Genomic DNA, 24,561 nt, shown 5'->3' with positions numbered 1-24,561 from the left:
CAAAAGACATACTAACAATTAAAATAGAAGAAAGGATTGATACACCGTTGACTGCAGCAGCTTATCGAAACACCTTGCTATCACTTTTATGTTTAACAGCTGGAATCGTGGATGTAATCGGGTATTTAAGCCTGGGACATGTGTTCACAGCTAATATGACTGGAAACATTGTATTATTGGGGTTAGCTATCGGCAAATCCATTCAGGTCACTGTTTTTAATTCCTTGACTGCGCTAATCGGATTTATATGCGGCGTGATCATTGCTACATTGATGGTCGGAAAGGCGGAAAATACCCTTTGGCCTGCTGCTGTAACAAAAGCCCTCGCACTTGAAGCATTCATTTTGTTTGTCTTTGCTTGTCTTTCTTTTTACCGGTCATTTGTTCCTGTGCACATTCTGATTATACTCATGAGCATTTCTATGGGAATTCAAACTATAGCAGCAAAAAAACTGGGGATCGCAGGTATTTCTTCAACTGTGTTGACCGGCACTTTGGCTTCTCTTTTAGAGGATATATCCGGCCGATTGTTTTTTAAGATGCAGAAGAAGACTTTCTTAAGAGATACTGTGTTAAGAGCACTGGCTATTATTTTGTATTGTGTGGGGGCTATTATTGTTGCTCTGGCTGAGCCTGATTTTTATCACTACATTATTTGGGTTCCGATTGTGCTGATATTTGGCATCATGATGACAGCTAAGTTGAAACTGAGCGGGGAAAAATAGCTTTTCCTGTATAGCTGTTATCACAACAGCCTGTCTCATTTCGTTATTGTTATGCGAATTTTGAGAGGGCAAAATAAGACATTCGGCTGAAGTGCACATTCGTTCATTTGTATTGGCTTTTTCATAAGTACGCTACATTTGATATATGAATGATAGTGAATTTGCCTTAAAATCATCTATGAATCTATTTCCTCTTTCAAAGCAGATGGATTGAGTCTTATAATGATAATGATTCTCATTTGAAGTCTGGTTTGAGGAGGACCAAATATGAAAAAGATCATGAGTGCATTTGTTGGTATGGTTTTGTTGACGATCTTCTGTTTTTCCCCGCAAGCTTCGGCAGCATATGACGACCTGCATGAAGGTTATGCAACGTATACAGGGTCAGGTTATTCAGGAGGAGCTTTCCTGCTGGATCCCATTCCTTCCGATATGGAGATTACTGCAATAAATCCGGCGGATCTCAATTACGGAGGAGTAAAAGCAGCACTTGCCGGCTCTTATTTGGAAGTTGAAGGGCCAAAAGGGAAAACAACCGTATATGTTACTGATCTTTATCCCGAAGGCGCTCGGGGAGCTCTTGATCTGTCACCTAATGCCTTCCGTAAAATCGGCAATATGAAAGACGGAAAAATCAATATTAAATGGCGTGTTGTCAAAGCCCCAATCACCGGCAATTTCACGTACCGGATCAAAGAAGGCAGCAGCAGGTGGTGGGCAGCAATCCAAGTCAGAAATCACAAGTATCCTGTTATGAAAATGGAATATGAAAAGGATGGTAAGTGGATCAACATGGAGAAAATGGACTATAACCATTTTGTGAGTACGAATTTAGGGACAGGCTCTCTCAAAGTCAGAATGACTGACATCCGCGGAAAAGTTGTGAAAGACACCATTCCAAAGCTGCCTGAAAGCGGAACGTCCAAAGCCTATACAGTACCGGGCCATGTTCAGTTTCCTGAATAAAAAATACGAAACAGCGGATCTTTTCCCGCTGTTTTTTCATTGTTCTGTATCTGCATGTAAAAATGTTTTAATCATGTTCAACTGCTCCTGCTTTGGATAACTGGTATACAGCCTGCTTGAAATCCGAATAGGATCTCCGAAAAAGTATCTTTCATAGTGAGTTTGTCTAGTTCCGAATGAACTCATTGTTAAATCCCATGCCAAACGGAAAATTTTCACACGTTCTTCAGCATTTGTATTGGTTGCTTGAAGATATTGGTCAAGATCTTCCCGTATCTCTGAGTCAAATGCATTTTCGGTAGGCAGTGTCACCATTCCGCTAGCTCCAATTAATTGTATGATTTCAGTAAATCGAGGATATAGCTTAGGAATGATCGTACTGATGACTTGAAGAGGAATTAAACAGGGGCGCATATAGCCGAATTCATCTAACTGAGCATCATTTTCCGATTTGTCAATGAGCGCTTTGATTGTTTCAAATCCCACAATGATTTCTGAGAGCTTTTCTTGGATGTGCTGATATTCGGAAACATTAATGGTGTCGACAAGAAGCTGTGCAACACCTAATAGAAATTCAATTTTTATCATTTGCCTAATGACAACCTGGTGAAAGGTAAAGGCATGAAAAGAGCTTTTTGTCATAAAATCTTTAGCTGCTTCCACATTATCGTAAAAAAACACACGATTCCACGGCACTAACACATGATCAAAAACCACAATTGAATCCATTTCTTCATACCTTGAGCTTAAGGGATGATTAAAGGAAGAGTCGCTTAATACAAATGATTCTCTTGTGATGAATTTTACGCCTTTTGTATTAGAAGGGATTGAAAAAGCATAAGCTTCATCTGTTTCAAAGAAAAATTTAGGCGCTGAAAAAACCAAGATTTCATCGGTCAGCCCGCCTTGTGTTGCAAGCAGACGTGCGCCATGGATCATTAAACCTTTTTCGGTTCTATCAATGACTTTAGCAGATATCGGTTTTTCACTTAGCCCAAAATAGGACTGTGATCGGTTCACTTGCGGAGTAATGAATGTATGGGTAAAAGAAAGGTCATGCTTAGCAGCTTGTTCATACATATCTAGTATATGTTCAGGAAAGCAATTCTCTTTATCTTTTAGAAGCTCCGCTGACGAAGCAAAGCTCATCATAACCGTATTCATGTAATCCGGACTTCTCCCCATCATTCCGTGAGTATGTCTAGCCCAATGTTCAATCATGTGCCTTCTTTTTTTTAAATCATTTTTGGTTTTAGGCTGGAGATAGGAAATGCCGATTCGATCATCATCTCCAGGAAGGCAATAAGTCATTTCATGTATTAACTCATCCTTTGTTTGCAATTCATAAAGTGAGCTTTTTGTTTTGATTATTCCTTTAAATGCAGGATGCTCAGAAATGTTACCCTTTATTTTTTCGCCATCATACCATATTTCGTTTTCTAGTTTATTCAATCGGTCAATGAATTCTTTACCATTGATGATCCCCATTAAAGTTCGCTCCTTCATATTATGCTGCGTATTGTATTATATTTTCTAGAAAACAGCCGGTTCAGCCAATTTGAGGTGGGAAAAGCCTTTTTTGTATGCCTAATAGAAAATGAGAAGAGTGACTTATACGACAAAAGACAGCCAATTTTTCTTGAAGCCTTTCTGAAGATTCAGAGCCGTAAAGAATTTGCTTATTCATATGAAAATAGCACTATAAAACTTGATAACACGTGTCGATATTATGGACATGAGCGTAAGCGAATTGGATTCAAACGCGCTTGAACATATTTTATTTCAGCCATTACATCGTGCGGAAAGGGAAAACGACACATGAAAGTGAAAACAAAATTGCTGGGGATTATATCAATATTAGTTGTTTCAATTATTGGAATTGGAGGCTCCTCAGTATTTATGATTTCTTCTACTGTGAAAAAGAATGAAGAACTTAAAGACAAAATGGAATTCCAAAAAGAGATAAAACACATCCAATATGAATTGACCGGGTTATCAAATGATGAAAGAGGCTTCTTGATTACCGGAGACAAAGAATACGACGAGGGTATGAAGGAAAAAGCAGACGATGTCTTAAAGAGCCTTGATCGGGTTAATGACTTGATTGATGAAGAGAAGTATCAATCCAATATTGAAGACATTAAGACAAGTTTTACTCAGTATAGAGCTTTGAATCAGCAAGTAGTAACAGCCTACTCTTCAAATCCTAAAAAAGCAGAAACCATCCATTTTGGAGAAGAAAGAACATTAAGAAAAGAAGTCGTAGATCCGGCTGTCAATAAGCTGTCTGATCGCCTGGATCAAGAGGTGGAGGATCTAAAGGATGAAATACGGGGCAATGGGAAAATGAGTCAATCGCTCATTATCATTGTCACAGGGATATCAGTAATATTAGGCATTGTTCTAAGCATAATGCTGTTAAAGTCCATTATGGTGCCACTAAGAAGCATGAATAAGCAGCTAGAGGAAATTGCTCATGGCGAGGCTGATTTAACTAAAAAAGTCATAGTGAAAAATAAAGATGAATTTGGCCAGCTTGCCCAATCGTTTAATTCTTTTACTCACTCATTAACTCAAATTGTGAAGCAGATCAGCAGCTCATCTGAACAAGTTGCCGCTTCCTCCGAAGAATTATCGGCAAGCGCGGAAGAATCGAAATCAACATCTGAACATATTTCCCGCGCCATGCAGATGGCTGCCGAAAGCAATGTGAAGCAAAGCTCAATGACAGAAAAGAGTGCGGAATCCATTACTGAATTATTAGACAGTATATCATCTGTTGCTTCAAATACAGGGAACATAGCGGATCTTTCTTCTTCGATGAGAGACAAGGCTGAAATAGGCTCTAAGTCCGTCAACAAGATGTTAGATCAGATGAAATTCATTGATAAGTCTGTAGATTCAGCCGGCAATGGATTGCAAACATTGGTAGCGAGCACAGCAGAAATCAGCGATATCTCTTCGCTTATCACGACGATTTCAGAGCAGACAAATTTGTTGGCACTAAATGCAGCGATCGAGGCGGCCAGAGCCGGAGAGCAAGGAAAAGGATTTGCTGTGGTGGCAGAAGAAGTTCGGAAGTTGGCGGATGAAACAAATAAATCTGCAAACCACATCCAATCGGTGGTAGCGACCATCCAAAATGAATCGATAGAAACGGTAAATAATATTAAGGTTGTTCAAGAAAATGTGAGCTCAGGCATTGTTCTTTCTCAAGAGGCAACAGGAAATTTCAATGAAATACTGAACCTTGTGGAACAGGTCACTTCTCAAATACAAGAAGTCGCAGCGGCAACTCAACAGCTTACATCAGGCGTTGAAGTGATTCAGCACACAGTTCATACATTGGCCGTTGGAACAAAAGAAACGTCTGCAAATACAGAAGCGGTTGCAAATTCATCACAGGAACAGCTTCATTCAATGGGGGAAATCTCCTATGCCGCAGAATCTCTATCTCAGTTGGCAGAAGAACTTCAAACCGTCATTAATCGTTTTAAATATTAAACAGGCTACTTACGTGCAACCTCCATCCTATTCGGTGGGGGTTTGCTACTTTTACTGTGGTGTTTCTAAAAACAGAGCTAACTGACCTTTTAAGTTAGCTCCGTTTGTATGGCTAGTCCAAATTTTGATCGATCGTCCCTTCAAAATAGTCATCGCTGACCTGTTCATGAGTTTCAGCCAATCCTTTTTCTAATTGCGTGCTTCCTTTATAATCTGAGGGCTCAAAGTATTTCCCGGCAACATCTGTTGTGTCATTTTTGTTTTCTTTGTTATGAGTTTGTGTTTCAGTGTTTACACTTTCTGTCTCAGTATTGCTGCTTATAGATTGCTGAAAATCATATTCCTTGTCTAATGAAGAAAATCTTTTATAATCATCAGGTCTGTCGGCTCCATTTTTTTGAGTCACTTTTCTTCCTCCAGATTATTGATATTTTAGTGCGGGTAAGAACTTATTTCGTTCTTTTAGGCTCAGAACCATGTTTTTTAGGATTATCTGCTTTAAAAGCGGTTTCAGTCTCATGGTCATTTCTCATTTGTTCAATACTTGAATTTTGAATTCCCTTTTTACTCATTGGTTTCACTCCTTTACGAAAAATGTTGAATATCAACTCTTCTTATTTTGTCTGTTGATCAGGTATTCATGCACTTTTTTCATTCGCGCTTTGGCCAATCAGGAGAGGCATTTTCATGCCAGTCGTATTATTTAATAAAAAGTCGTATTTTTGAAACTTTTTATCATCGCATTGTTGGGGAAGACATCTCGATAAAAGAAATACAAAGGTTGTGAATTTATACTAACAGCACTGTGAATAAATCAAACAAGGAGGGTGAAAAGCGCATCATATTATTTAATGACATTAGGGCTATCCAGCCTTACATTTGGTTTGTTTTTAGGGTTTTATTCTTTCGTTATGTATGGCGATATGATAATTGCATTGTTTACGGCAGCAATTGCTTTATTATACGGTTTTGTGGTGTATGGCCTTTTTGCTGTTCCGCTTCAAATGAAGTTGCAGAAAAAAGCGAGAACATTCAATGTCATGTACCTATTGATTTACAGTGTGGTTTCTTTTATCGCAGCTTTCCTGTTTTTTGTTATCAATGAACCTGCATCAATAGCATGGACATTGCAATCGTACTTTATTATATGTTAAGTATGGCGGCTGCAGTGATTTACTGGTTATGGATTCTCTGATCCTTTATAAACGTACGGCTTCCGGTATATAGGCTAGATTTTACCAATCGGAGAAATATGGAGGTTCAATAAAAATTCAGGGTATTGCACTAACATTGCTGCGTGAATCTAAAAGCTTTAGGTTTCATATTTTTTTAAAAAAATCCTCCGCGGATAAAGGCGCAGTATGGGGACATAATGAGAGCACACATTCAAACCGAATAGGTAGTGTTTTACGATACATACGTTCGTCAAGAACATCACGTCATCAATGGAATATAAAAACTATTGTTGTGGAACGGGCATCTCGAGCCGTTTGAGGAAAGAACATAGATGGTGGTTTATCGTTTTATCAGCGCTTATAGAACAAAGTTTTGGTGGCGGTCAATCCATACAGCTAAACAGAGGAGAGCGTGACAATGAATCTCGCTCTCCTCAGATTTGTTTTATTCACCCTGATGTTTTTCAACTAATGTGAATGTCCAATCTTTTAACATATGTTTCTGTACATATTTTTTTCCGTTTATTTCGATGTAAGGCAGGTCTGCCATGTCTCCAGCTAACTGTTTTGCTTCAGACGTTGTTATTCCTAAAAAAAGTCCGATGTAAAAGTAAATATCCCGTTCTTTTATAAGCAAGATATCATTTTGTTCACTACCTTTTGTATGGTTCATCTGCTTTAAGCCTTCACCGATATAATATCCAGCCAAAGCAATACCAATTCCTAAAAAAACGTCCATGTGTATGCCTCCATTATGTCGATGTTATGTTATACGGGCTTGGCATACTCCGGGTTTCATTATTTTTCAAACCTTTTCAATCTGTACACGGCCTGAAAAAAAGGTGGCGCCGCCGCCCATATCGGACAATCGGTCTGGGGTTAGCGCGTTTACAAGCTGTTTTTTTCCTTGTTCATCCGCCCATAATCCTTGGCTGACAACGACACCTGGCAGTACTTGTTCTCCAACTGCAGCGGTCAGCTGGCATTCTCCCCGGCTGTTCCAAATTCGTACAGGTGCCCCATCAACGATTCCGTGTTCTTCAGCATCTTTTGTGTTGATAAAGAGCTTTGGCGTCTTTTCAAGTTTGATGTGTTTTTCATTATTGGAAAATGTTGAGTTTAAGAAATTATGGTTTGGCCCCGGAACATACATAAACGGATGTTCATTATCGGTTACAAGAGGTGTATATGTCGGTAAAGCCGGGAAGCCGTCTTGTTTCATTTTTTCTGAATATAATTCTATTTTTCCGCTTGGCGTTGGAAGTTCGCCCGGAAACGGTGGCTTTTCGCGTTTCGCTTTCATAAATGAATGCTTAGCAAGTGCATCGTAATCAATCTCTGCCAAATGCGGATTATCTGGATGGTCAAGCGCCTGGCGGATTAATTCTTCATCTGAATCTTTAAGCTCCTGGTCTGTGAATCCCATTGCTTCAGCCAGTAATCGGAACACCTCAGTGTTAGACTTGCTTTCCCCATATCTCTTGATCACCGGCTGCTGAAGCTGAATGTAATGGTGCCAGTAGGAGGTGTAAAAATCAGTATTTTCAAAAGCGGATGTTGCAGGCAGTACAATGTCCGCATATGCAGCCGTTTCCGTTAAAAACAAATCATGAACCACAGTAAACAAGTCTTCCCGCAGCAAGCCCTGTCTGACCTTGTTTGCTTCCGGCGCAACGACGGCCGGGTTTGTTCCGTAAATAAAAAGAGAGCGAATCGGCGGGTCTGTTTCCAAAAGCACCTTGCCAAGCTGATTCATATTAAACGACCTCGGTGTGCGCCCTTGCAATAAGTCGGGCCGCTGCAAGGCATTTGTGTTATATTCTAAAATTCCGCTGTTATGCTTAATTGCGCCGCCCCCTGTGTGCAGCCATTGGCCGGTGATCGCCGGAAGACAGGCAATCGTCCTTACAATCATCCCGCCGTTATCGTGATGCTGGGGTCCGTTTCCGATTCTGATAAAAGAAGGGGAGGTTTCCCCGTACATTTTTGCCAGTCGGTAAATATCTTCGGTACTGACACCGGTGATCGTCGACACCTTTTCAGGATCATATTGTTTCACGTGTTCACGGAGCTCTTCATAGCCAACCGTGTACTCAGAAAGAAATGCTTCATCATGAAGGTTTTCTTTAAATAAAATGTGCATGATGCCAAGAGCAAGTGCACTGTCTGTTCCCGGCTTTATTGGAATAAACCAATCTGCGAGACGGCCTGTTTGATTTTTATGCACATCGATCACGACAATTTTGGCACCTTGTTTTCGCGCTTTTTGGGCGATCGTAATTTGGTGCATGTTTGTGCTGACCGCATTGATTCCCCAAAAAATAAATAGTTTTGTATGAATAGTTTCCTCAGGATCGATTCCCGCACTTATGCCCATTGTATATTTATAGCCTTCAGATCCCGCTTTGCTGCAAATCGTCCGTTCAAGCTGGCTTGACCCCATGCGGTAAAAAAAGCGGCGGTCCATTCCTTCAGCTGTCAATTTCCCCATGTTTCCGTAAAAGCTGTAAGGAAGTATGCTTTCAGCTCCCTCTTCATCAATCAGCTGTTTCCAGCGGGAGGTGATCGTATCGATTGCCTCTTCCCAGGAAATCGGTTCAAATATCGCTTGGCCTTTCGCACCTGTTCGTTTGAGCGGTGTAGTCAGCCGCTTTTCATCATAGATGCGCTCCGTCATATTCCGGACTTTGTTGCATATGTTTCCAGCTGTGACAGGATGATCAGGGTCTCCTTGCACTTTTACGATTTTCCCGTCTTTTTTATGTATTAACAATCCGCACTGATCCGGGCAGTCCAGCGAGCAAACGGATTTGAAAATGCCGTTTTGTTGTGTGGCAAAAGATTTCATGGCCCAGTTCCTCTCTCTAGTTAGATATTTTGTAAGAATTATAACATTTCCGATGATAACGTCAATTCTGAAAAAAGAGATTGACATCAATATGAGACTTCTTTATGATAAACGTATTCTTTATTCTGAAAATTACATACTCAACATTTTCTATCCAGAGAGGTGGAGGGACTGGCCCTATGAAACCTCGGCAACATTATTGTGCCAATTCCAGCAAGCGACAGCTTGAAAGATAGGAAAGCAAGGTTTATACCGGCGTCTGCCTGTAACAGAGCGCGCCTATATATGAATCTCTTTCCATCTTCGGAAAGAGATTTTTTTTATGAAAAATACGATGAAAAGGATGTTTTGCACCATGACGGTTTTGGTTACAGCACCGTACAACGAAGAAGGACGAAAAGAGCTAGAAAACTTGTTTGGCTCAGTTGCTTATCAATCTTGGAAGGAACAAGGCCGGGCATATCGGGAAGATGAACTCATTCAGCTGCTAAAAGCAACAAATGCGACAGGCTTGATTACTGAGCTTGATCAGGTAACAGACAGCGTATTTGCTTCTGTTCCCGAACTTTCATTTGTCGGTGTTTGCAGGGGAATGCCCTCCAATGTGGATGTGGCAGCTGCCTCAAAAAGAGGCATACCTGTTTTTTATACACCAGGGCGGAATGCACAAGCCGTTGCTGAAATGTTTATTGGAAATGTGATTACCTTTCTCCGCCATACCAGCGTCTCGAATCAATGGCTGAAGGATGGAAAGTGGGACAGTGATTACCTACAGGCTTATGTCAAATTTAAAGGAAATGAATTATCAGGAAAAACGGTTGGCATGATTGGGTTCGGGGCGGTTGGTCAAAGGATTGCAAAACTGCTGACTGCATTTGACTGTAAAATAAAGTATTACGATCCATACATTCAAGACGATCATCCGCTGTATGAAAAAGTATCTCTTAAAACGGTGTTTTCAGACAGTGATATCGTTTCTGTCCATCTGCCTCGTACTGAGGAAACACTTGGACTTATTGATCGGAAGTATTTTGATCTGATGAAAGAGAGTGCGATTTTCGTCAATACTTCAAGAGCAGTTGTTGTAAACCGTGAAGATCTTTTATCTGTATTAAAAGAACATAAAATCAGAGGTGCGATATTAGACGTTTTTTATCATGAACCTCCAGAGGAATCAGATTATGAATTGATTTCATTGCCTAATGTTCTGGCAACACCGCATCTCGCTGGAGCAACATTTGAAGTGGAGGATCATCACGTGACGATACTGAATAAAGCCCTCAAAAAGTGGAAGGGTGAAAAAACTCTTAATATTCCGACAGTGTATAACAAGGACGAACTGAAAACAGGGGGATAAGAAAGGAGGCTAAGAGAATGAAAAAACAAAAAGGCTATCTCGTTTTTGATATTGGCACAGGCAATGCGAGGGTAGCGGTCGTGAGTGTAACTGGCAGTGTTCTAACAGTTGAACGGGAGGACATTGTGTATTCCACAGAGACGCTTTACCCGGACAGCCGTTATTTTTCTCCTCAGGTGCTGTGGAAGCAGGTGATGAATTTGGCAAAACGTGCGCTATCCCGTTCGCATGATATTGACATCATTGGTTTGACATCGACGAGCCAAAGACAGGGAATTGTTCTGATCGATCAAAACGGCAATCCTTTTCTCGGGTTGCCGAACATCGATAATCGCGGTCGAGAGTGGGAGGCGAGCATTCCCGATCGGGAAGAGATATACAGCCGCACAGGCCGCCTGCCAACCGCACTTTTTTCTGCGCTCAAGCTTTATGGATTAAAACAGCGCCAGCCCTCTTTATGGGAAAAGACTGCAAGCTTTACAAGCATCAGTGATTGGGTGACGTACCAACTGAGCGGAATATTAACATATGAACCATCACAGGCAACAGAAACCCTGTTGTTTGATGTGAAGCAAAACACTTGGTCAGAAGAGATGTGCGATATATTTGGCTTTTCTCCATCTATCCTTCCGCCTCTTGTTAGAGCGGGGACAGCAATTGGAACCATAGCAAATGAATATGCATCCGAATTAGGCCTTTCAATAAATGCTAAGGTTATAGCAGGGGGCGGGGATACACAGCTGGCTGTCAAAAGCACCGGAGCTGGACTTGAGGACATTGTCATTGTATCAGGGACAACAACGCCAATAACCAAAATTACTGCGAATCATAGCGACACAAAACATAAAACCTGGCTGAACTGTCACACAGATCAAGGGCATTGGCTTGTGGAAACGAATCCGGGAATTACCGGCTTGAATTATCAAAAATTAAAACAGATTTTTTATCCGAATGAAACGTACGAAGTAATGGAGGAGGAGATTTTTGCACTTGCAAAAGAAGACCATGCATGTGTAGCGGTTCTCGGCTCTTATTTATCGGCTGAAAAGAATGCGTTAACGAGAGGCGCTTTTCTTTTTGATGCCCCGCTGTCAGCACATTTAAAGAGGGCACATTTTGTACGTGCAGCGCTAGAAGAGATCGCATTTTCAATCAAATGGAACTTTGACATTTTAACAGAGGTTACTCCGTTTGAACGTGACTATGTTTGGGTGTGCGGAGGGGGATTCCAAAGCAAAGCGCTCACTCAATATATCGCGGACCTTCTTCAAAAAAAGGTCTATGTCCAAGAGGGATATCATCAGGCATCTGTTGTTGGAGCTGCAGTCATTTGCAATGAAACCTTTCAATTAACGGAGGAGATGTCAGCAAATGTCCGGGTGATCGAACCGAAGGACTGTCAGACAGAATTGGCTTTATATGAGAAATGGAAGCGAACACAGCGCTTTTTTTCAGGTTCAGAAAGCAAAGTATTAATTTAAGGCGGCATTTCTGCTGTTTTGAGGAATCATTTAATTTTCAACTTTAATAAGGTAATACGGTAATTGATTGATATGAGCATCTAAGGAGGAGACAGATATGTTGGATAAAATAGGAATACCGAAGCGGCTTGCCTGGGGATTTTTAGGGGTTGTTTTGTTTATGATGGGAGATGGCCTTGAACAAGGCTGGCTCAGTCCTTTTTTGATCGAAAACGGGCTCACCGTTCAGCAGTCCGCTTCCATTTTTAGTATATATGGAATTGCGCTTGCCATAGCTTCCTGGTTTTCGGGTGTATGTCTCGAAGCATTTGGCGCAAAACGAACGATGTTTATGGGGCTGTTGTTTTATGTGATCGGTACAGCTGCTTTTATCGTATTTGGATTTGAACAGCTGAACCTGCCAGTGATGTATGTGACTTACTTCGTAAAAGGGTTAGGTTACCCGCTTTTTGCTTATTCTTTCTTGACATGGGTCATTTACAGAACACCGCAAAGCAAACTGAGCACTGCTGTCGGCTGGTTTTGGATTGCATATTGCCTCGGCATGTTTGTGTTCGGCGCTTGGTACTCAAGCTACGCGATCAAAGCGTTCGGTTATTTGAATACGCTTTGGAGCTCTATTTTCTGGGTATGTCTCGGTGCATTTTTTGCATTGTTTATCAATAAAGACCGTTTTGAAAAGAAGAAAAGAAAAAGATCAGAAACAGCCGAGGAGCTTTTAAAAGGGGTTACGATTCTATTTACAAATCCGCGCGTGCTTACAGGCGGAATCATCAGAATCATCAACAGCATTGGTACATATGGTTTTCCAGTCTTTTTGCCGATGCACATGGCCCAGCATGGAATTTCAACCAATGTGTGGCTGCAAATTTGGGGAACGATTTTTCTGGGGAACATTGTGTTTAACCTTATCTTTGGTATTGTCGGCGATAAATTCGGCTGGAAAAATACTGTTATTTGGTTCGGCGGAGTCGGCTGCGGCATTTTCACCGTCCTATTATATTATGCACCTGTTTTCTCCGGCGGAAGTTTAGCGGTTGTCAGCGTGATCGGCTTTATTTGGGGAGGTTTGCTGGCAGGCTATGTGCCGATTGGTGCAATTGTCCCGACGGTGGCCGGAAAAGACAAAGGAGCGGCCATGTCTGTATTGAATTTGGCTGCAGGTTTATCAGCGTTTGTCGGCCCTGCACTCGCTTGGCTGTTCATCGGTCTCGTCGGCGCGCAAGGCGTCGTCTGGATCTTTGCGGTCCTTTACCTTGCAAGTGCGGTCTTGACGAAATGTATTCATATACCTGAGGAAAAAGCAGTTAAGGAGGAAACATCTCCTCAATATGCATCTTAAGTAGAAAGCGCCCTGTTTGAGGGCGTTTTTTATCTTTTTAAAGGAAAAGGGATGTGCGCACAGACCAAGAGAATGCCGTCATTCTCTTGGTTTTACAATAGAGTACACATTTGTATCATATGGAGTACCATTTTGATACATGTACTGTCTTAAAACGCCTTCTTTTTGAAAACCCATTTTTAGAAGCAGACGATTTGATGCTTCATTAGCGGTAAATACAACTGCGCCAATACGCGTCAGTCCAAGGGCAGAAAATCCGTAAGATACGACCTTTGAAATGACTTCTGATGCAAATCCGTTTCGCCAATGCGCCGGGATGATTTCATAACCGATTTCCGCGCGCCTATGTTTTTGGGCCAGAGCGTGAAAGCCAATTGTTCCGATCAGTTCTTTAGTGTCCCGTCTTTCAATTCCCCACCGTATACCGCGTTTTTCTTGATAGAGGGCCGCAAACGTTTGAATCATTGAAATGGCCTGTTCTATAGATTCCATGTTTTCAAGCCCATAATAGCGTGTCACCTCATCGTTTGAGAAACAAGCAAAAATGGCTTCCGCATCCTGATCTGTGATTTGCCTAAGTATAAGCCGATCCGTTTCTAATATAGGAAACATTCAACCACTCCCCACGTTTGTGTTTTTGTTTATCATATCCCTTTTATTTCCTCTTTTCTATAGCGAAATCAACCAATGCAGCAAAGGAACGAATTTGTGGTTCTAATTGCTCTTTGTTTTTGTTGAATTGTTTCAAACGATGGCCGTTCGAGCCTGATGGATGGGGAAAGCCGTTAAGGCAAATCAAATTCTGGAGGCTGTGCTGTCTGATCAATGTTTCACATACTGTTTCGGCCGCTTTTCCTAACGGAATGAGAAGAGCTGGTCCCGTCACATGGTTAAGCTCCGCAGGGAAGTGCCCAAAAGCATAAGTGCTTAGAATAGGAGAATGAGTGATAGCCGGTTTGTATCCGGTATAGTTTTTTTGCTGGATAAAGACAGGATATTTAATAACGGAAGTTGTATGGAGCATATGTCGTAATTCTCCAAAAAGCTTTGCGGCGCTTTGAATGCCAAAAGCTTGCGGCAGCCCGCATAAATCCAGCATGGTGATAAGGTTATGTCTCATCGACCCGGAGAAACCCGCTGCTATTTTTGTATCTACCGCCATTTGCTCAAGAGTGCGGCCTTGCCGCAGACTTTCGACTGCTGTTTCGTACGCTGTTTTCATCTGGGAAAAACCCGGCGTGATCCCGGCAATCACAATCGTAGCAGTCCGATTGATATATTCATTATGAGGTGAATAGTAGATGCCAAGTTCATTTTCTTGATGGAGATGAAATGGAGAAATAAGTAAATCCGACTTTGTAAGTGAAGAGGGAAGAGAATGTAGTTTTTCTGCGAACTCCTTTAAGCAACTGTGGTTTACAATCATGCGAAAGCCTCCTCAAAAAATGATATCCCATTGTCCATTCTGATCGAAACAACGGGATATCATTCATCATGACCTGCTATTTAAATGGCCAGCCTGCCACACCTCTTTAACGGCTTTAGGAACTTCTTTCACTTCAGCTGCGGTCTGCTGAAACGCGGATTTTTTCATTTGGACATCCTGCTGAAGCTTCTTTTGTTTTTGCGTCAGCAGCTCTGTTTCTGTTTTTAATCCTTCGATTTGTTTTTGCATAGCCTGCGTAACAGAGGAAAGCTCCTTTAGTGCAGGGTCCATTTTTTTCTTGTTTTGAATCACGGTAAATCCTAAGAAGATAATAGAAACTGCTAATACTGCAAGACTGATATAAACAATAATCATATGTTCACTCCTTTTCTTATGTCATTACCCTGTATCCGTTTTTTTAATCAGAAGAAATGATATTTACACAGTTCGTTTGATTTGCGTATTGGATGTATTGTACTTATAATGTGATATCGTACATATGTAAACAAAGAAAGGGTGCTTCAATTGCAAAATTTACAACATAAAACTGCACTAATCACAGGCGGAGGCAGAGGAATTGGCCGCGCTACTGCTTTGGCGCTTGCCAAAGAAGGCGTGAATATCGGGTTAATTGGCCGGACTTCCGCTAATGTAGAAAAAGTGGCTGCAGAAGTCAAAGCGCTTGGTGTAAAAGCTGCATTTGCTGCTGCAGATGTAAAAGATGCCGATCAGGTTAACCAAGCTGTAGCTCAAGTGAAGGAACAGCTCGGTGATATCGATATTCTCATTAATAATGCCGGCATCAGCAAATTTGGCGGTTTCTTAGATCTGTCAGCCGATGAGTGGGAAAATATTATTCAAGTCAACCTAATGGGTGTATACCATGTCACGCGCGCGGTGCTTCCGGAAATGATCGAACGCAAAGCCGGAGACATCATTAATATTTCATCTACAGCGGGCCAAAGAGGAGCTGCTGTAACAAGTGCTTACAGCGCTTCTAAATTTGCCGTTCTCGGGTTAACAGAGTCTCTTATGCAAGAAGTGAGAAAACATAATATCAGAGTCAGCGCGTTAACGCCGAGCACTGTCGCTAGTGATATGTCTATCGAATTGAACTTAACAGACGGTAATCCTGAAAAAGTGATGCAGCCTGAGGATCTTGCTGAGTACATGGTGGCACAATTGAAATTAGATCCTCGTATTTTCATCAAAACAGCGGGATTATGGTCAACAAATCCTTAAAAATGAAAACCTGTCTTTCGACAGGTTTTTTTATTTGAATGAAATCCGTACCGGTAAAATGCGATATGTAAACCTGACAATCGTTTAAATTGAAGATAGCAGTAAATGCAGGCTATAATAGAACTTAGAAAACTATGTACCAAATGTTCAGTCGGAATTTATTTTTTCCGCTACACCTATAATCAGTAAACATGAAATGACTGGACTATCAGTATTTAATATAAAGAAGGAAAACAATAAAAGAAAATTGAATATTTAGTACATAGTGTTGTCAGTGTCAGAAGAAGGAGTGCATATGATGAAAGAAGAAAAAAGGAGTTCTACAGGCTTTTTAGTGAAACAGCGCGCATTTTTGAAGCTTTATATGATAACAATGACAGAGCAAGAGAGACTCTATGGGTTAAAGCTGCTTGAAGTACTTCGGTCTGAATTTAAAGAGATTGGTTTTAAACCAAATCATACAGAAGTATACCGTTCTTTGCATGAGCTTCTTGATGACGGGATATTAAAACAAATTAAAGTAAAAAAAGAAGGGGCTAAGCTCCAGGAAGTCGTCCTCTATCAATTTAAAGATTATGAAGCTGCCAAGCTATATAAAAAACAGCTGAAGGTAGAGCTGGATCGCTGTAAAAAACTGATTGAAAAAGCTCTCTCAGATAATTTTTAATAGAAACAAACACCCGGCGCAGCAGTGTGAACCGGGTGTTTTCTGCTTTTCATTATACATATTTGTCGAAAAGAAACAATACAAATCAATAATGGCCTTCAAACTTGACATCATTTCCTCACGTGGTAACATTTTAAACGTGTGAAAATGCGAACAAAAAAGCGAACAAAGGAGATGTTACCGATCTTTGATCAAAAGAAAGTAGCCTTTATAGGAGCAGGATCTATGGCGGAAGGAATGATATCAGGTATCGTTCGTGCCAACAAAATCCCGAAACAAAACATCTGCGTTACAAACCGCAGCAATACAGAGCGATTAACTGAACTTGAACTTCAATATGGAATCAAAGGCGCCTTGCCGAACCAACTATGTATTGAAGACATGGATGTGCTCATTTTGGCAATGAAGCCAAAAGACGCCGAAAACGCTCTGTCATCACTAAAATCACGTATTCAACCCCATCAATTAATATTGTCGGTCCTTGCCGGCATAACCACCTCTTTTATTGAACAATCATTGCTTAATGAACAGCCGGTTGTCAGAGTGATGCCCAACACTTCCAGTATGATTGGCGCTTCTGCAACAGCTATTGCCCTTGGCAAATATGTGTCGGAAGACCTGAAGAAGCTGGCCGAAGCATTGCTCGGATGCATGGGCGAAGTCTATACAATCCAAGAAAATCAAATGGATATATTCACCGGAATTGCAGGCAGCGGACCCGCGTATTTTTATTATTTAATGGAATTCATTGAAAAGACAGGCGAGGAAGCGGGCCTCGATAAACAGTTATCTCGAAGCATCGGCGCACAGACACTTTTAGGTGCCGCAAAAATGCTCATGGAAACAGGAGAACATCCTGAAATCTTAAGAGATAATATCACGTCACCGAACGGAACGACAGCAGCGGGGCTGCAAGCCTTGAAAAAAAGCGGCGGCGGAGAAGCGATTTCTCAAGCAATAAAGCATGCGGCTAAGCGTTCAAAGGAAATCAGCGAAGATATCGAAAAAACTGCAGCGCCGCTATCAGGAGTGATAAAGTGACGCCTGATACAAGCATGAAAAGAGTCGTTGTGAAGATTGGAAGCAGTTCATTAACAAGCCTTCATGGAGAAATCAGCATTCGAAAATTAGAAGCGTTGGTCGACCAGGTCGTCAAACTCAAAGACGCCGGTTATGAAGTGATTTTGGTTTCCTCAGGCGCAGTGGCGGCGGGATATCGGAAGCTCGGATTTATCCAAAGACCCGAGAAGCTTCCAGAAAAACAAGCATCAGCTTCAATCGGCCAGGGATTGCTGATGGAGGCTTATTCAAAGCTGTTTTTGGCACACGGCTATGTCGCATCCCAAATTTTAATTACGAGAAGCGATTTTTCTGATGAATATCGATACAACAATGTCAGGAATACAATGAATGTACTGCTCGAGCGCGGCATCATCCCGATCATAAACGAAAATGACACAGTTACCGTCAATCGGCTCAAGTTTGGCGACAATGATACACTCGCGGCAAAAGTCGCAGGATTGATCGATGCAGATATGCTTGTGATTTTATCAGATATAGACGGATTATATGACGGCAATCCGCGCACAAATCCAGAAGCGAAAAGGATACAGCGGGTGAGTGAAATAACACCTGACATCGAAGCATGCGCAGGTGACACTGGAAGCATCGTTGGCACCGGCGGCATGCGCTCTAAGCTTGATGCGTTTAAAATCGTAATGGCGTCTGGCATTAAAGGTTTCCTTGGTCAGGCAGATGCCGGCGATATTTTATATCACGCCGTTCATGAACAGGCGGAAGGCACCTATTTTGAAGCAGAAGGAACGCTTCCGTTGAATCAAAAGGAGAAATGGATCGCTTTTAATTCCGGCCCGGAAGGTGAAATGTTTTTATCAGATGATTGTTCACGAAAAATAACAAACGGCCAATCGAGTTTATACCTGGACGGTGTACAGAAGATTAAAGGGAAATTCAAAAGCGGTTCAGTTGTTCGGCTGATGGATTCAAAAGGGACGGAAATCGGTCTTGGAATCGTCAATTACTCTTCTGTACAGCTTCAAGAACCGGAAAAGAAAAAGGAACTGACAAACAGAGCTCTAATTGATCAAGAAGCATTTGTTTGCCATGTGGATTTTTCTTTACCTGTAAATTAATTTGCAGAAAAAAACCCGAAGCTTCTATATAGAAGCTCGGGTTCATTTTTTTATTGATACTGCTCCAGCTTAGAGAAAAATTGAATGACAAACTCATAAAAATCATTCGCAGAAGGCGCAAGCTCTCTATTTTTCGGTTTAATGATTCCAACAGTCCGTTTTACCTGAGGGAACTCAATTGGAATTTTCACAGTAAAACGAGGTGTTGTTTCAGCAAAAGTACTTTCAGGCAGAAGGGTAACGCCCATTCCTGCGGACACTAACCCTTTGATAGCATCCAAATCCTCACCCTCCGTGGAAACGAGAGGAGCAAAGCCTGCTTGTTTGCAAGTATCAATTGCCATCTCTCTAAGTACAAATCCTTCAGGGAACAATACAAATTGGTCGTTGCGCAAATCGATTAAATGAACCGTTTTTTGTTTAGCAAGCGGATGATTTAATGGAACAAGCGCGTAAATTTTTTCAGTAAATAATATTTTTCCCGTTATGTCAGAGAAATTCGTCGGCACCGGCCCTAATAAGGCCAGATCAATATCACGGTTTCTGACAGCTTCAATCAGAAACTTATAGGAGCCTTGGCGCAGCAAAAATTCGACGTGCGGATATTCTTCTTTAAACGCTGAAATGACAGTCGGCAAAAGCTGGCTGGCGAGGCTTGTAGGAAAGCCGATCTTTACCGTTCCGCGATGCGGGTCAAGATACTCATCAATTTGCTCTTTCGCATAATCAATGGCTTTCATCGCCGTTTTCACATGAATCAAAAATTCTTTTCCGATTGGCGTGAGTTTGATATTTCTCCCTTCACGCTCAAATAAGGTCACATTTAATTCTTCTTCAAGATTGGCAATTTGTCTGCTGATTGCTGATTGGGCCACATGCAAATGATCAGCGGCTTCTGAAACGTGTTCTCTTTCAGCAACCTCCATGAAATAACGCAGTTGGCGCAGCTCCATGTTTGTCTCACATCCATCTATCTCATTTTGAGATTCTTTTGATCTAAATTATATATTGTTTATATCGTTTTGAAAACCTACAATGATTATAGAGGTGTTAGATTTTATGACCGGTATTATCGGAAATTGATCGGGGGAGAGGAATTATGACGTACAATCAAATGCCAAAAGCTCAAGGTCTCTACCGTCCTGAATTTGAACATGATGCATGCGGAATCGGCCTATATGCACACTTAAAGGGCAAGCAGACTCACGACATTGTCAAACAAGGACTTAAGATGCTTTGCCAGCTAGACCATAGAGGAGGGCAAGGCAGTGATCCGGATACAGGAGACGGAGCCGGCTTACTGGTTCAAATCCCTGATGCTTTCTTTAGAAAAGAGTGCAAAGACATCAATCTGCCAGAAAAAGAACGTTACGGGGTAGGAATGGTCTTTTTCTCACAGAAAGAAGATGAAAGAAAAAAAATTGAAAAGCAAATCAATGCACTGATTGAACAAGAAGGCCAAGTCGTTCTTGGATGGAGAACTGTACCTGTAAATGTCGGAAAAATCGGAACAGTGGCGCAAAAAAGCTGTCCGTTTGTCCGTCAGGTATTTATCGGCGCAAGTTCTGATCTAAAGGACAATTTATCTTTTGAACGAAAATTGTATGTCATTCGTAAACAGGCTGAAAATTGGGGAGTAACGGAAGGTCTTGATTTTTATTTTGCCAGTCTTTCAAGCCAGACCATTGTTTACAAAGGCCTTTTAACACCTGAACAGGTTGATGCATTTTATTCTGATCTGCAAGACGAAGCATTCGTTTCTGCTTTTGCGCTCGTTCATTCACGCTTCAGCACCAACACATTCCCTACATGGGAAAGAGCGCATCCTAACCGCTATTTGGTTCACAATGGTGAAATTAACACCCTTCGCGGAAATATCAACTGGATGAGAGCACGTGAGCAGCAATTTGTTTCTGAAAGCTTCGGTGAGGACTTAAACAAGATTTTGCCGATTCTCAATGCTGATGGCAGTGACTCTTCCATTTTGGATAACGCATTTGAGTTTTTTGTGATGGCTGGACGCAAACCGGCACATACGGCAATGATGCTCATTCCAGAGCCTTGGACGGAAAATACGCATATGTCCAAGGAAAAAAGGGCGTTCTACGAGTACCATAGCTCCCTGATGGAGCCTTGGGACGGACCGACAGCAATATCATTTACTGACGGTAAACAAATCGGGGCGATCCTTGACCGGAATGGTCTCCGTCCGGCCCGTTATTATGTCACAAAAGATGATTATATTATTTTCTCATCTGAAGTAGGCGTTATTGAAGTTGAACAGGAGAACGTTTTATATAAAAACCGCCTTGAGCCTGGGAAAATGCTTTTAATCGACCTGGAAGAAGGCCGTATTATCTCCGATGAAGAAGTCAAAACACAAATTGCAACTGAGTATCCGTACCAAAAATGGCTTGAAGAAGAGCTTGTACAAGTAAATCCTGATCCGGAGTCAAGAGAGGAAGAACAATTTAGTGATCTTCTTACTCGCCAGAAGGCATTCGGATACACATATGAAGATATCCAAAAATATCTAATTCCTGTTATTAAAGAAGGCAAAGATCCCCTTGGTTCAATGGGGAATGACGCGCCGCTTGCTGTACTTTCTGACCGAGCGCAATCACTGTTTAACTACTTTAAACAGCTGTTTGCACAAGTAACGAACCCGCCAATCGACGCGATTCGTGAGCAGCTTGTCACTTCAACAATGACTTGGCTCGGTGCGGAAGGCGATCTTCTTCATCCAAGTGAACGAAATGTTCGCCGGATTAAACTGTATACACCTGTTTTATCCAATGAACAGTTTTACGCATTGAAAACGATTGTTCATCCTGATTTAAAAAGCCAAAAAATCGATGTGCTGTTTTCAGAGGATCTTGAACGCGGATTAAAGGATATGTTCACACAGGCAGAAAAAGCCATCAGCCAAGGTGTAAGTCTGTTAATTTTATCAGACAAAAAGATGAACGAACGACTGACACCAATTCCGCCGCTTCTGGCAGTAAGCGCGCTGCACCAGCATTTAATCCGCAAAGGGCTGCGTACGAAAGTCAGCATTATTGTGGAATCGGGAGAAGCACGTGAAGTGCATCACTTTGCAGCGTTAATCGGTTATGGAGCAGATGCGATTAACCCTTATCTCGCTTATGCGACCTACAAGCAAGAAATTGATGAAGGCCGTTTGGATATCAGCTATGAAGAAGCGGTCAGCAAATATGGAAAAAGCATTACTGAGGGCGTCGTAAAAGTGATGTCCAAGATGGGAATTTCAACTGTGCAAAGCTACAGAGGCGCCCAAATCTTTGAGGCGGTAGGAATCAGCCGCGATGTGATCGACCGCTATTTCACAGGTACTGCATCACAGCTCGGCGGCATCGATTTACAAACAATTGCAGAAGAGGCACAGCGCCGCCACCGGGAAGCGTATCAGGATGATTACAGCAAAACGCTTGAACCGGGAAGTGACTTCCAATGGAGAAATGGCGGAGAGCATCATGCGTTTAATCCGAAAACGATTCATACTTTGCAATGGGCGTGCCGCAGAAATGATTACAATCTGTTTAAACAGTATACAAAAGCGGCTGATGAAGAACGCATCGGATTTTTGCGGAACTTGTTCGCATTTGACGGAAACCGCAAGCCTTTGAAGTTGGAGGAGGTTGAATCCGCTGAATCGATTGTCAAACGTTTTAAAACGGGTGCGATGTCATTCGGGTCCTTGAGTAAGGAAGCGCACGAAGCTTTAGCAATCGCAATGAACCGTCTTGGAGGAAAAAGCAACAGCGGTGAAGGCGGAGAAGATCCCAAACGCTTTGTTCCAGATGAGAACGGCGATGATAGAAGAAGTGCGATCAAACAAATTGCATCCGGACGGTTTGGTGTCAAAAGCCATTACCTCGTCAATGCTGACGAGCTGCAGATTAAAATGGCTCAAGGTGCTAAGCCGGGTGAAGGCGGGCAGCTGCCTGGCAACAAGGTATATCCATGGGTTGCCGATGTCCGCGGGTCAACGCCAGGTGTCGGATTAATCTCACCTCCGCCACACCATGACATTTATTCGATTGAGGATTTAGCCCAGCTGATCCACGATTTGAAAAATGCTAACCGTGACGCAAGAATCAGCGTAAAGCTGGTGTCAAAAGCAGGTGTAGGAACAATTGCTGCAGGTGTTGCCAAAGCGACTGCAGATGTCATTGTGATCAGCGGCTATGACGGAGGTACAGGCGCTTCTCCGAAAACCAGTATTAAACATACAGGGCTTCCGTGGGAGCTTGGCCTTGCAGAAGCACATCAAACACTAATGCTGAACGGACTTCGTGACCGTGTTGTATTAGAAACAGACGGAAAGCTCATGACGGGCCGAGATGTTGTGATGGCTGCTTTGCTCGGCGCCGAAGAATTCGGTTTCGCAACGGCTCCGTTAGTTGTACTCGGCTGTGTCATGATGCGTGCATGCCATTTGGATACATGTCCTGTCGGTGTAGCGACACAAAATCCAGAGCTTCGCAAAAAATTCATGGGTGATCCTGATCATATTGTGAATTATATGATGTTCATTGCTGAAGAAGTTCGTGAGTACATGGCTGCGTTAGGATTCAAGACATTTGATGAAATGATCGGCCGCACGGACGCACTTCATGTAAGTGAACGGGCAAAGGGACATTGGAAAGCAAGCCAGCTTGATTTGTCTACCCTTCTTTATCAGCCTGAAGGTGTACGGACGTTCCAATCGCCGCAAAATCATAAAATTGATCAATCACTTGATATTACAGCGATTCTCCCGGCCGTACAAGAAGCCATCGAGTCTGGAAAAGAAGCGGAAGTTTCTATCGAAATCAACAATACAAACCGTGTAGCCGGAACGATAACCGGCAGTGAAATCTCAAAGTACTACGGAGAAGAAGGGCTTCCTGAAGATACAATCAAGCTGCACTTTACCGGATCAGCCGGCCAAAGCTTTGGAGCTTTCGTTCCTAAAGGGATGACGCTTTATTTGGACGGAGACTCAAATGATTACGTCGGAAAAGGGCTTTCTGGCGGAAAAATCATCGTCAAGTCACCAGAAGGATTCAACTCTGCTTCGGATGACAATGTCATTATCGGCAACGTGGCTTTTTACGGTGCGACAAGCGGAGAAGCATATATTAACGGACGTGCTGGTGAACGCTTTGCCGTTCGAAACAGCGGTGTGAACGTAGTTGTAGAAGGTATTGGCGACCACGGCTGTGAATACATGACTGGCGGCAGCGTTGTCGTTCTCGGTGATGTAGGCAAAAACTTTGCGGCAGGTATGTCCGGCGGAATCGCTTATGTACTGGCCGAAGATGCCAAAGCGTTTAAACGCAAATGCAACCTTGAGATGATTTTATTTGAATCATTAGAGGATGAGAAAGAAATCCAGCAAATCAAAGCAATGCTTGAAAGACATATTGCGTATACAAACAGCCAAAAAGCAGAAGATCTGCTTGATCAATGGGAAGACAGTGTGAAAAAATTCGTCAAAGTCATTCCGAAAAACTATAAACAAATGCTCGCAAGCATCCAAGAGCAAAAAGCTGCAGGTTTATCAGATGAAGAAGCCATCATGTTCGCTTTTGAGGCCAACACGAAGCCAAAGCAGAATACAGCAGCATCGGGACAAAAACAAGCGGTAGTACAGTAAGGAAGGGGAGAGG

At 42.2% G+C, this 24,561-nt stretch carries 20 protein-coding genes, 1 pseudogene and 1 riboswitch; of the genes and pseudogenes, 12 read left to right on the top strand and 9 right to left on the bottom strand.

Features of this window, described 5'->3' with window-relative positions:
- The first annotated feature begins 47 nt into the window (after positions 1-47).
- Both MHH79_RS10085 and exlX read left to right on the top strand, forming a co-directional pair.
- Positions 48-725 carry a YoaK family protein gene (locus MHH79_RS10085; RefSeq protein ID WP_123373231.1) on the top strand — a complete coding sequence of 226 codons (678 nt, stop codon included), beginning with the start codon at positions 48-50 and terminating at the stop codon, positions 723-725.
- A gap of 267 nt (positions 726-992) precedes the next feature.
- Positions 993-1,691, top strand: coding sequence for an expansin ExlX (gene exlX / locus MHH79_RS10080; protein WP_003231419.1), 699 nt, complete (start codon positions 993-995; stop codon positions 1,689-1,691).
- A gap of 36 nt (positions 1,692-1,727) precedes the next feature.
- Here exlX and hpaB read toward each other — a convergent pair whose 3' ends face one another.
- Complete coding sequence (gene hpaB, locus MHH79_RS10075; RefSeq protein WP_340035131.1) at positions 1,728-3,179, bottom strand: 4-hydroxyphenylacetate 3-monooxygenase, oxygenase component; 1,452 nt, start codon at positions 3,177-3,179, stop codon at positions 1,728-1,730.
- A gap of 330 nt (positions 3,180-3,509) precedes the next feature.
- Here hpaB and MHH79_RS10070 point away from each other — a divergent pair, with 330 nt between their 5' ends.
- Positions 3,510-5,195, top strand: coding sequence for a methyl-accepting chemotaxis protein (locus MHH79_RS10070; RefSeq protein WP_063335137.1), 1,686 nt, complete (start codon positions 3,510-3,512; stop codon positions 5,193-5,195).
- 112 nt (positions 5,196-5,307) lie between these two features.
- On the opposite strand, the gene MHH79_RS10065 is transcribed toward MHH79_RS10070, so the two are convergent.
- The gene (locus MHH79_RS10065; RefSeq protein ID WP_014477001.1) at positions 5,308-5,601 is read right to left on the bottom strand and encodes a YozQ family protein; all 294 of its coding nucleotides are present in this window, start codon (positions 5,599-5,601) and stop codon (positions 5,308-5,310) included.
- Between the two features lie 43 nt (positions 5,602-5,644).
- Positions 5,645-5,767, bottom strand: a complete 123-nt coding sequence (locus MHH79_RS10060; protein WP_015483307.1) for a hypothetical protein — start codon at positions 5,765-5,767, stop codon at positions 5,645-5,647.
- 279 nt (positions 5,768-6,046) lie between these two features.
- Here MHH79_RS10060 and MHH79_RS10055 point away from each other — a divergent pair.
- Positions 6,047-6,422 (top strand): annotated as a pseudogene (locus MHH79_RS10055) (UPF0715 family protein).
- A gap of 393 nt (positions 6,423-6,815) precedes the next feature.
- Here the strand turns inward: MHH79_RS10055 and MHH79_RS10050 are convergent.
- Together MHH79_RS10050 and MHH79_RS10045 are read right to left on the bottom strand one after the other, a co-directional pair.
- Positions 6,816-7,109, bottom strand: a complete 294-nt coding sequence (locus tag MHH79_RS10050; protein WP_340035130.1) for a hypothetical protein — start codon at positions 7,107-7,109, stop codon at positions 6,816-6,818.
- Positions 7,110-7,175: 66 nt separating this feature from the next.
- Positions 7,176-9,218: a molybdopterin oxidoreductase family protein gene (locus MHH79_RS10045; protein ID WP_340035129.1), complete on the bottom strand. Its 2,043-nt coding sequence runs from the start codon at positions 9,216-9,218 to the stop codon at positions 7,176-7,178.
- A 147-nt stretch (positions 9,219-9,365) separates the two neighbouring features.
- A riboswitch (SAM riboswitch) is annotated at positions 9,366-9,457 on the top strand.
- Positions 9,458-9,540: 83 nt separating this feature from the next.
- Here MHH79_RS10045 and MHH79_RS10040 point away from each other — a divergent pair.
- The 3 genes from MHH79_RS10040 (at position 9,541) to MHH79_RS10030 (ending at position 13,398) form a co-directional block, all read left to right on the top strand.
- The gene (locus tag MHH79_RS10040; protein ID WP_340035128.1) at positions 9,541-10,575 is read left to right on the top strand and encodes a 2-hydroxyacid dehydrogenase; all 1,035 of its coding nucleotides are present in this window, start codon (positions 9,541-9,543) and stop codon (positions 10,573-10,575) included.
- A 17-nt stretch (positions 10,576-10,592) separates the two neighbouring features.
- Complete coding sequence (locus tag MHH79_RS10035) at positions 10,593-12,056, top strand: FGGY-family carbohydrate kinase (RefSeq protein ID WP_063335133.1); 1,464 nt, start codon at positions 10,593-10,595, stop codon at positions 12,054-12,056.
- 97 nt (positions 12,057-12,153) lie between these two features.
- A complete protein-coding gene (locus tag MHH79_RS10030) occupies positions 12,154-13,398 on the top strand; it encodes an MFS transporter (protein ID WP_063335132.1) in 1,245 nt (414 codons plus the stop codon).
- 78 nt (positions 13,399-13,476) lie between these two features.
- Here the strand turns inward: MHH79_RS10030 and MHH79_RS10025 are convergent, their stop codons facing one another.
- The 3 genes from MHH79_RS10025 to MHH79_RS10015 all read right to left on the bottom strand — a co-directional run bounded on the left by MHH79_RS10025 (position 13,477) and on the right by MHH79_RS10015 (position 15,199).
- Positions 13,477-14,010, bottom strand: coding sequence for a GNAT family protein (locus MHH79_RS10025; RefSeq protein WP_015483304.1), 534 nt, complete (start codon positions 14,008-14,010; stop codon positions 13,477-13,479).
- Between the two features lie 43 nt (positions 14,011-14,053).
- Positions 14,054-14,824 carry a hypothetical protein gene (locus MHH79_RS10020; RefSeq protein ID WP_340035127.1) on the bottom strand — a complete coding sequence of 257 codons (771 nt, stop codon included), beginning with the start codon at positions 14,822-14,824 and terminating at the stop codon, positions 14,054-14,056.
- A gap of 66 nt (positions 14,825-14,890) precedes the next feature.
- A complete protein-coding gene (locus tag MHH79_RS10015; RefSeq protein ID WP_063335130.1) occupies positions 14,891-15,199 on the bottom strand; it encodes a DUF948 domain-containing protein in 309 nt (102 codons plus the stop codon).
- Positions 15,200-15,349: 150 nt separating this feature from the next.
- On the opposite strand from MHH79_RS10015, the gene MHH79_RS10010 reads away from it, so the two are divergent.
- The 4 genes from MHH79_RS10010 (at position 15,350) to proB (ending at position 18,886) form a co-directional block, all read left to right on the top strand.
- Entirely contained in the window at positions 15,350-16,066 is a 717-nt protein-coding gene (locus tag MHH79_RS10010) for a 3-ketoacyl-ACP reductase (RefSeq protein ID WP_063335129.1), read from the top strand.
- Between the two features lie 298 nt (positions 16,067-16,364).
- On the top strand, positions 16,365-16,733 hold the full coding sequence (rtp, locus tag MHH79_RS10005) for a replication termination protein (protein WP_003220337.1): 369 nt from the start codon (positions 16,365-16,367) through the stop codon (positions 16,731-16,733).
- Positions 16,734-16,880: 147 nt separating this feature from the next.
- Complete coding sequence (gene proC, locus MHH79_RS10000; protein WP_010886524.1) at positions 16,881-17,774, top strand: pyrroline-5-carboxylate reductase; 894 nt, start codon at positions 16,881-16,883, stop codon at positions 17,772-17,774.
- Complete coding sequence (gene proB / locus MHH79_RS09995) at positions 17,771-18,886, top strand: glutamate 5-kinase (RefSeq protein WP_024571767.1); 1,116 nt, start codon at positions 17,771-17,773, stop codon at positions 18,884-18,886. The genes proC and proB overlap by 4 nt, the downstream gene beginning before the upstream one ends.
- A 50-nt stretch (positions 18,887-18,936) precedes the next feature.
- Here the strand turns inward: proB and gltC are convergent, their stop codons facing one another.
- Entirely contained in the window at positions 18,937-19,839 is a 903-nt protein-coding gene (gene gltC / locus MHH79_RS09990; RefSeq protein WP_004399246.1) for a glutamate biosynthesis transcriptional regulator GltC, read from the bottom strand.
- A gap of 146 nt (positions 19,840-19,985) precedes the next feature.
- Here gltC and gltB point away from each other — a divergent pair, with 146 nt between their 5' ends.
- Positions 19,986-24,548 (top strand): glutamate synthase large subunit, encoded by a 4,563-nt coding sequence (gltB, locus tag MHH79_RS09985; RefSeq protein WP_063335128.1) that lies wholly within the window; start codon positions 19,986-19,988, stop codon positions 24,546-24,548.
- The last annotated feature ends 13 nt before the right edge of the window (positions 24,549-24,561 follow it).

Origin of the sequence: Bacillus sp. FSL K6-0993 (assembly GCF_037977205.1) — a bacterium.
GTDB classification, from domain to species: Bacteria; Bacillota; Bacilli; order Bacillales; family Bacillaceae; genus Bacillus; species Bacillus subtilis.
Note: the sequence above shows the minus strand (reverse complement) of the source record. Positions and strands in the feature narration are given on the sequence as shown.

What these genes read in the sequence shown, in the direction of transcription:
- exlX (WP_003231419.1), top strand. Translation starts at nt 993, where the DNA reads ATGAAAAAGATCATGAGTGCATTTGTTGGTATGGTTTTGTTGACGATC.
- hpaB (WP_340035131.1), bottom strand. Translation starts at nt 3,179, where the DNA reads ATGGGGATCATCAATGGTAAAGAATTCATTGACCGATTGAATAAACTA.
- MHH79_RS10070 (WP_063335137.1), top strand. Translation starts at nt 3,510, where the DNA reads ATGAAAGTGAAAACAAAATTGCTGGGGATTATATCAATATTAGTTGTT.
- MHH79_RS10060 (WP_015483307.1), bottom strand. Translation starts at nt 5,767, where the DNA reads ATGAGTAAAAAGGGAATTCAAAATTCAAGTATTGAACAAATGAGAAAT.
- MHH79_RS10050 (WP_340035130.1), bottom strand. Translation starts at nt 7,109, where the DNA reads ATGGACGTTTTTTTAGGAATTGGTATTGCTTTGGCTGGATATTATATC.
- MHH79_RS10045 (WP_340035129.1), bottom strand. Translation starts at nt 9,218, where the DNA reads ATGAAATCTTTTGCCACACAACAAAACGGCATTTTCAAATCCGTTTGC.
- MHH79_RS10040 (WP_340035128.1), top strand. Translation starts at nt 9,541, where the DNA reads ATGAAAAATACGATGAAAAGGATGTTTTGCACCATGACGGTTTTGGTT.
- MHH79_RS10035 (WP_063335133.1), top strand. Translation starts at nt 10,593, where the DNA reads ATGAAAAAACAAAAAGGCTATCTCGTTTTTGATATTGGCACAGGCAAT.
- MHH79_RS10030 (WP_063335132.1), top strand. Translation starts at nt 12,154, where the DNA reads ATGTTGGATAAAATAGGAATACCGAAGCGGCTTGCCTGGGGATTTTTA.
- MHH79_RS10025 (WP_015483304.1), bottom strand. Translation starts at nt 14,010, where the DNA reads ATGTTTCCTATATTAGAAACGGATCGGCTTATACTTAGGCAAATCACA.
- MHH79_RS10020 (WP_340035127.1), bottom strand. Translation starts at nt 14,824, where the DNA reads ATGATTGTAAACCACAGTTGCTTAAAGGAGTTCGCAGAAAAACTACAT.
- MHH79_RS10015 (WP_063335130.1), bottom strand. Translation starts at nt 15,199, where the DNA reads ATGATTATTGTTTATATCAGTCTTGCAGTATTAGCAGTTTCTATTATC.
- rtp (WP_003220337.1), top strand. Translation starts at nt 16,365, where the DNA reads ATGAAAGAAGAAAAAAGGAGTTCTACAGGCTTTTTAGTGAAACAGCGC.
- proC (WP_010886524.1), top strand. Translation starts at nt 16,881, where the DNA reads ATGCGAACAAAAAAGCGAACAAAGGAGATGTTACCGATCTTTGATCAA.
- gltC (WP_004399246.1), bottom strand. Translation starts at nt 19,839, where the DNA reads ATGGAGCTGCGCCAACTGCGTTATTTCATGGAGGTTGCTGAAAGAGAA.
- gltB (WP_063335128.1), top strand. Translation starts at nt 19,986, where the DNA reads ATGACGTACAATCAAATGCCAAAAGCTCAAGGTCTCTACCGTCCTGAA.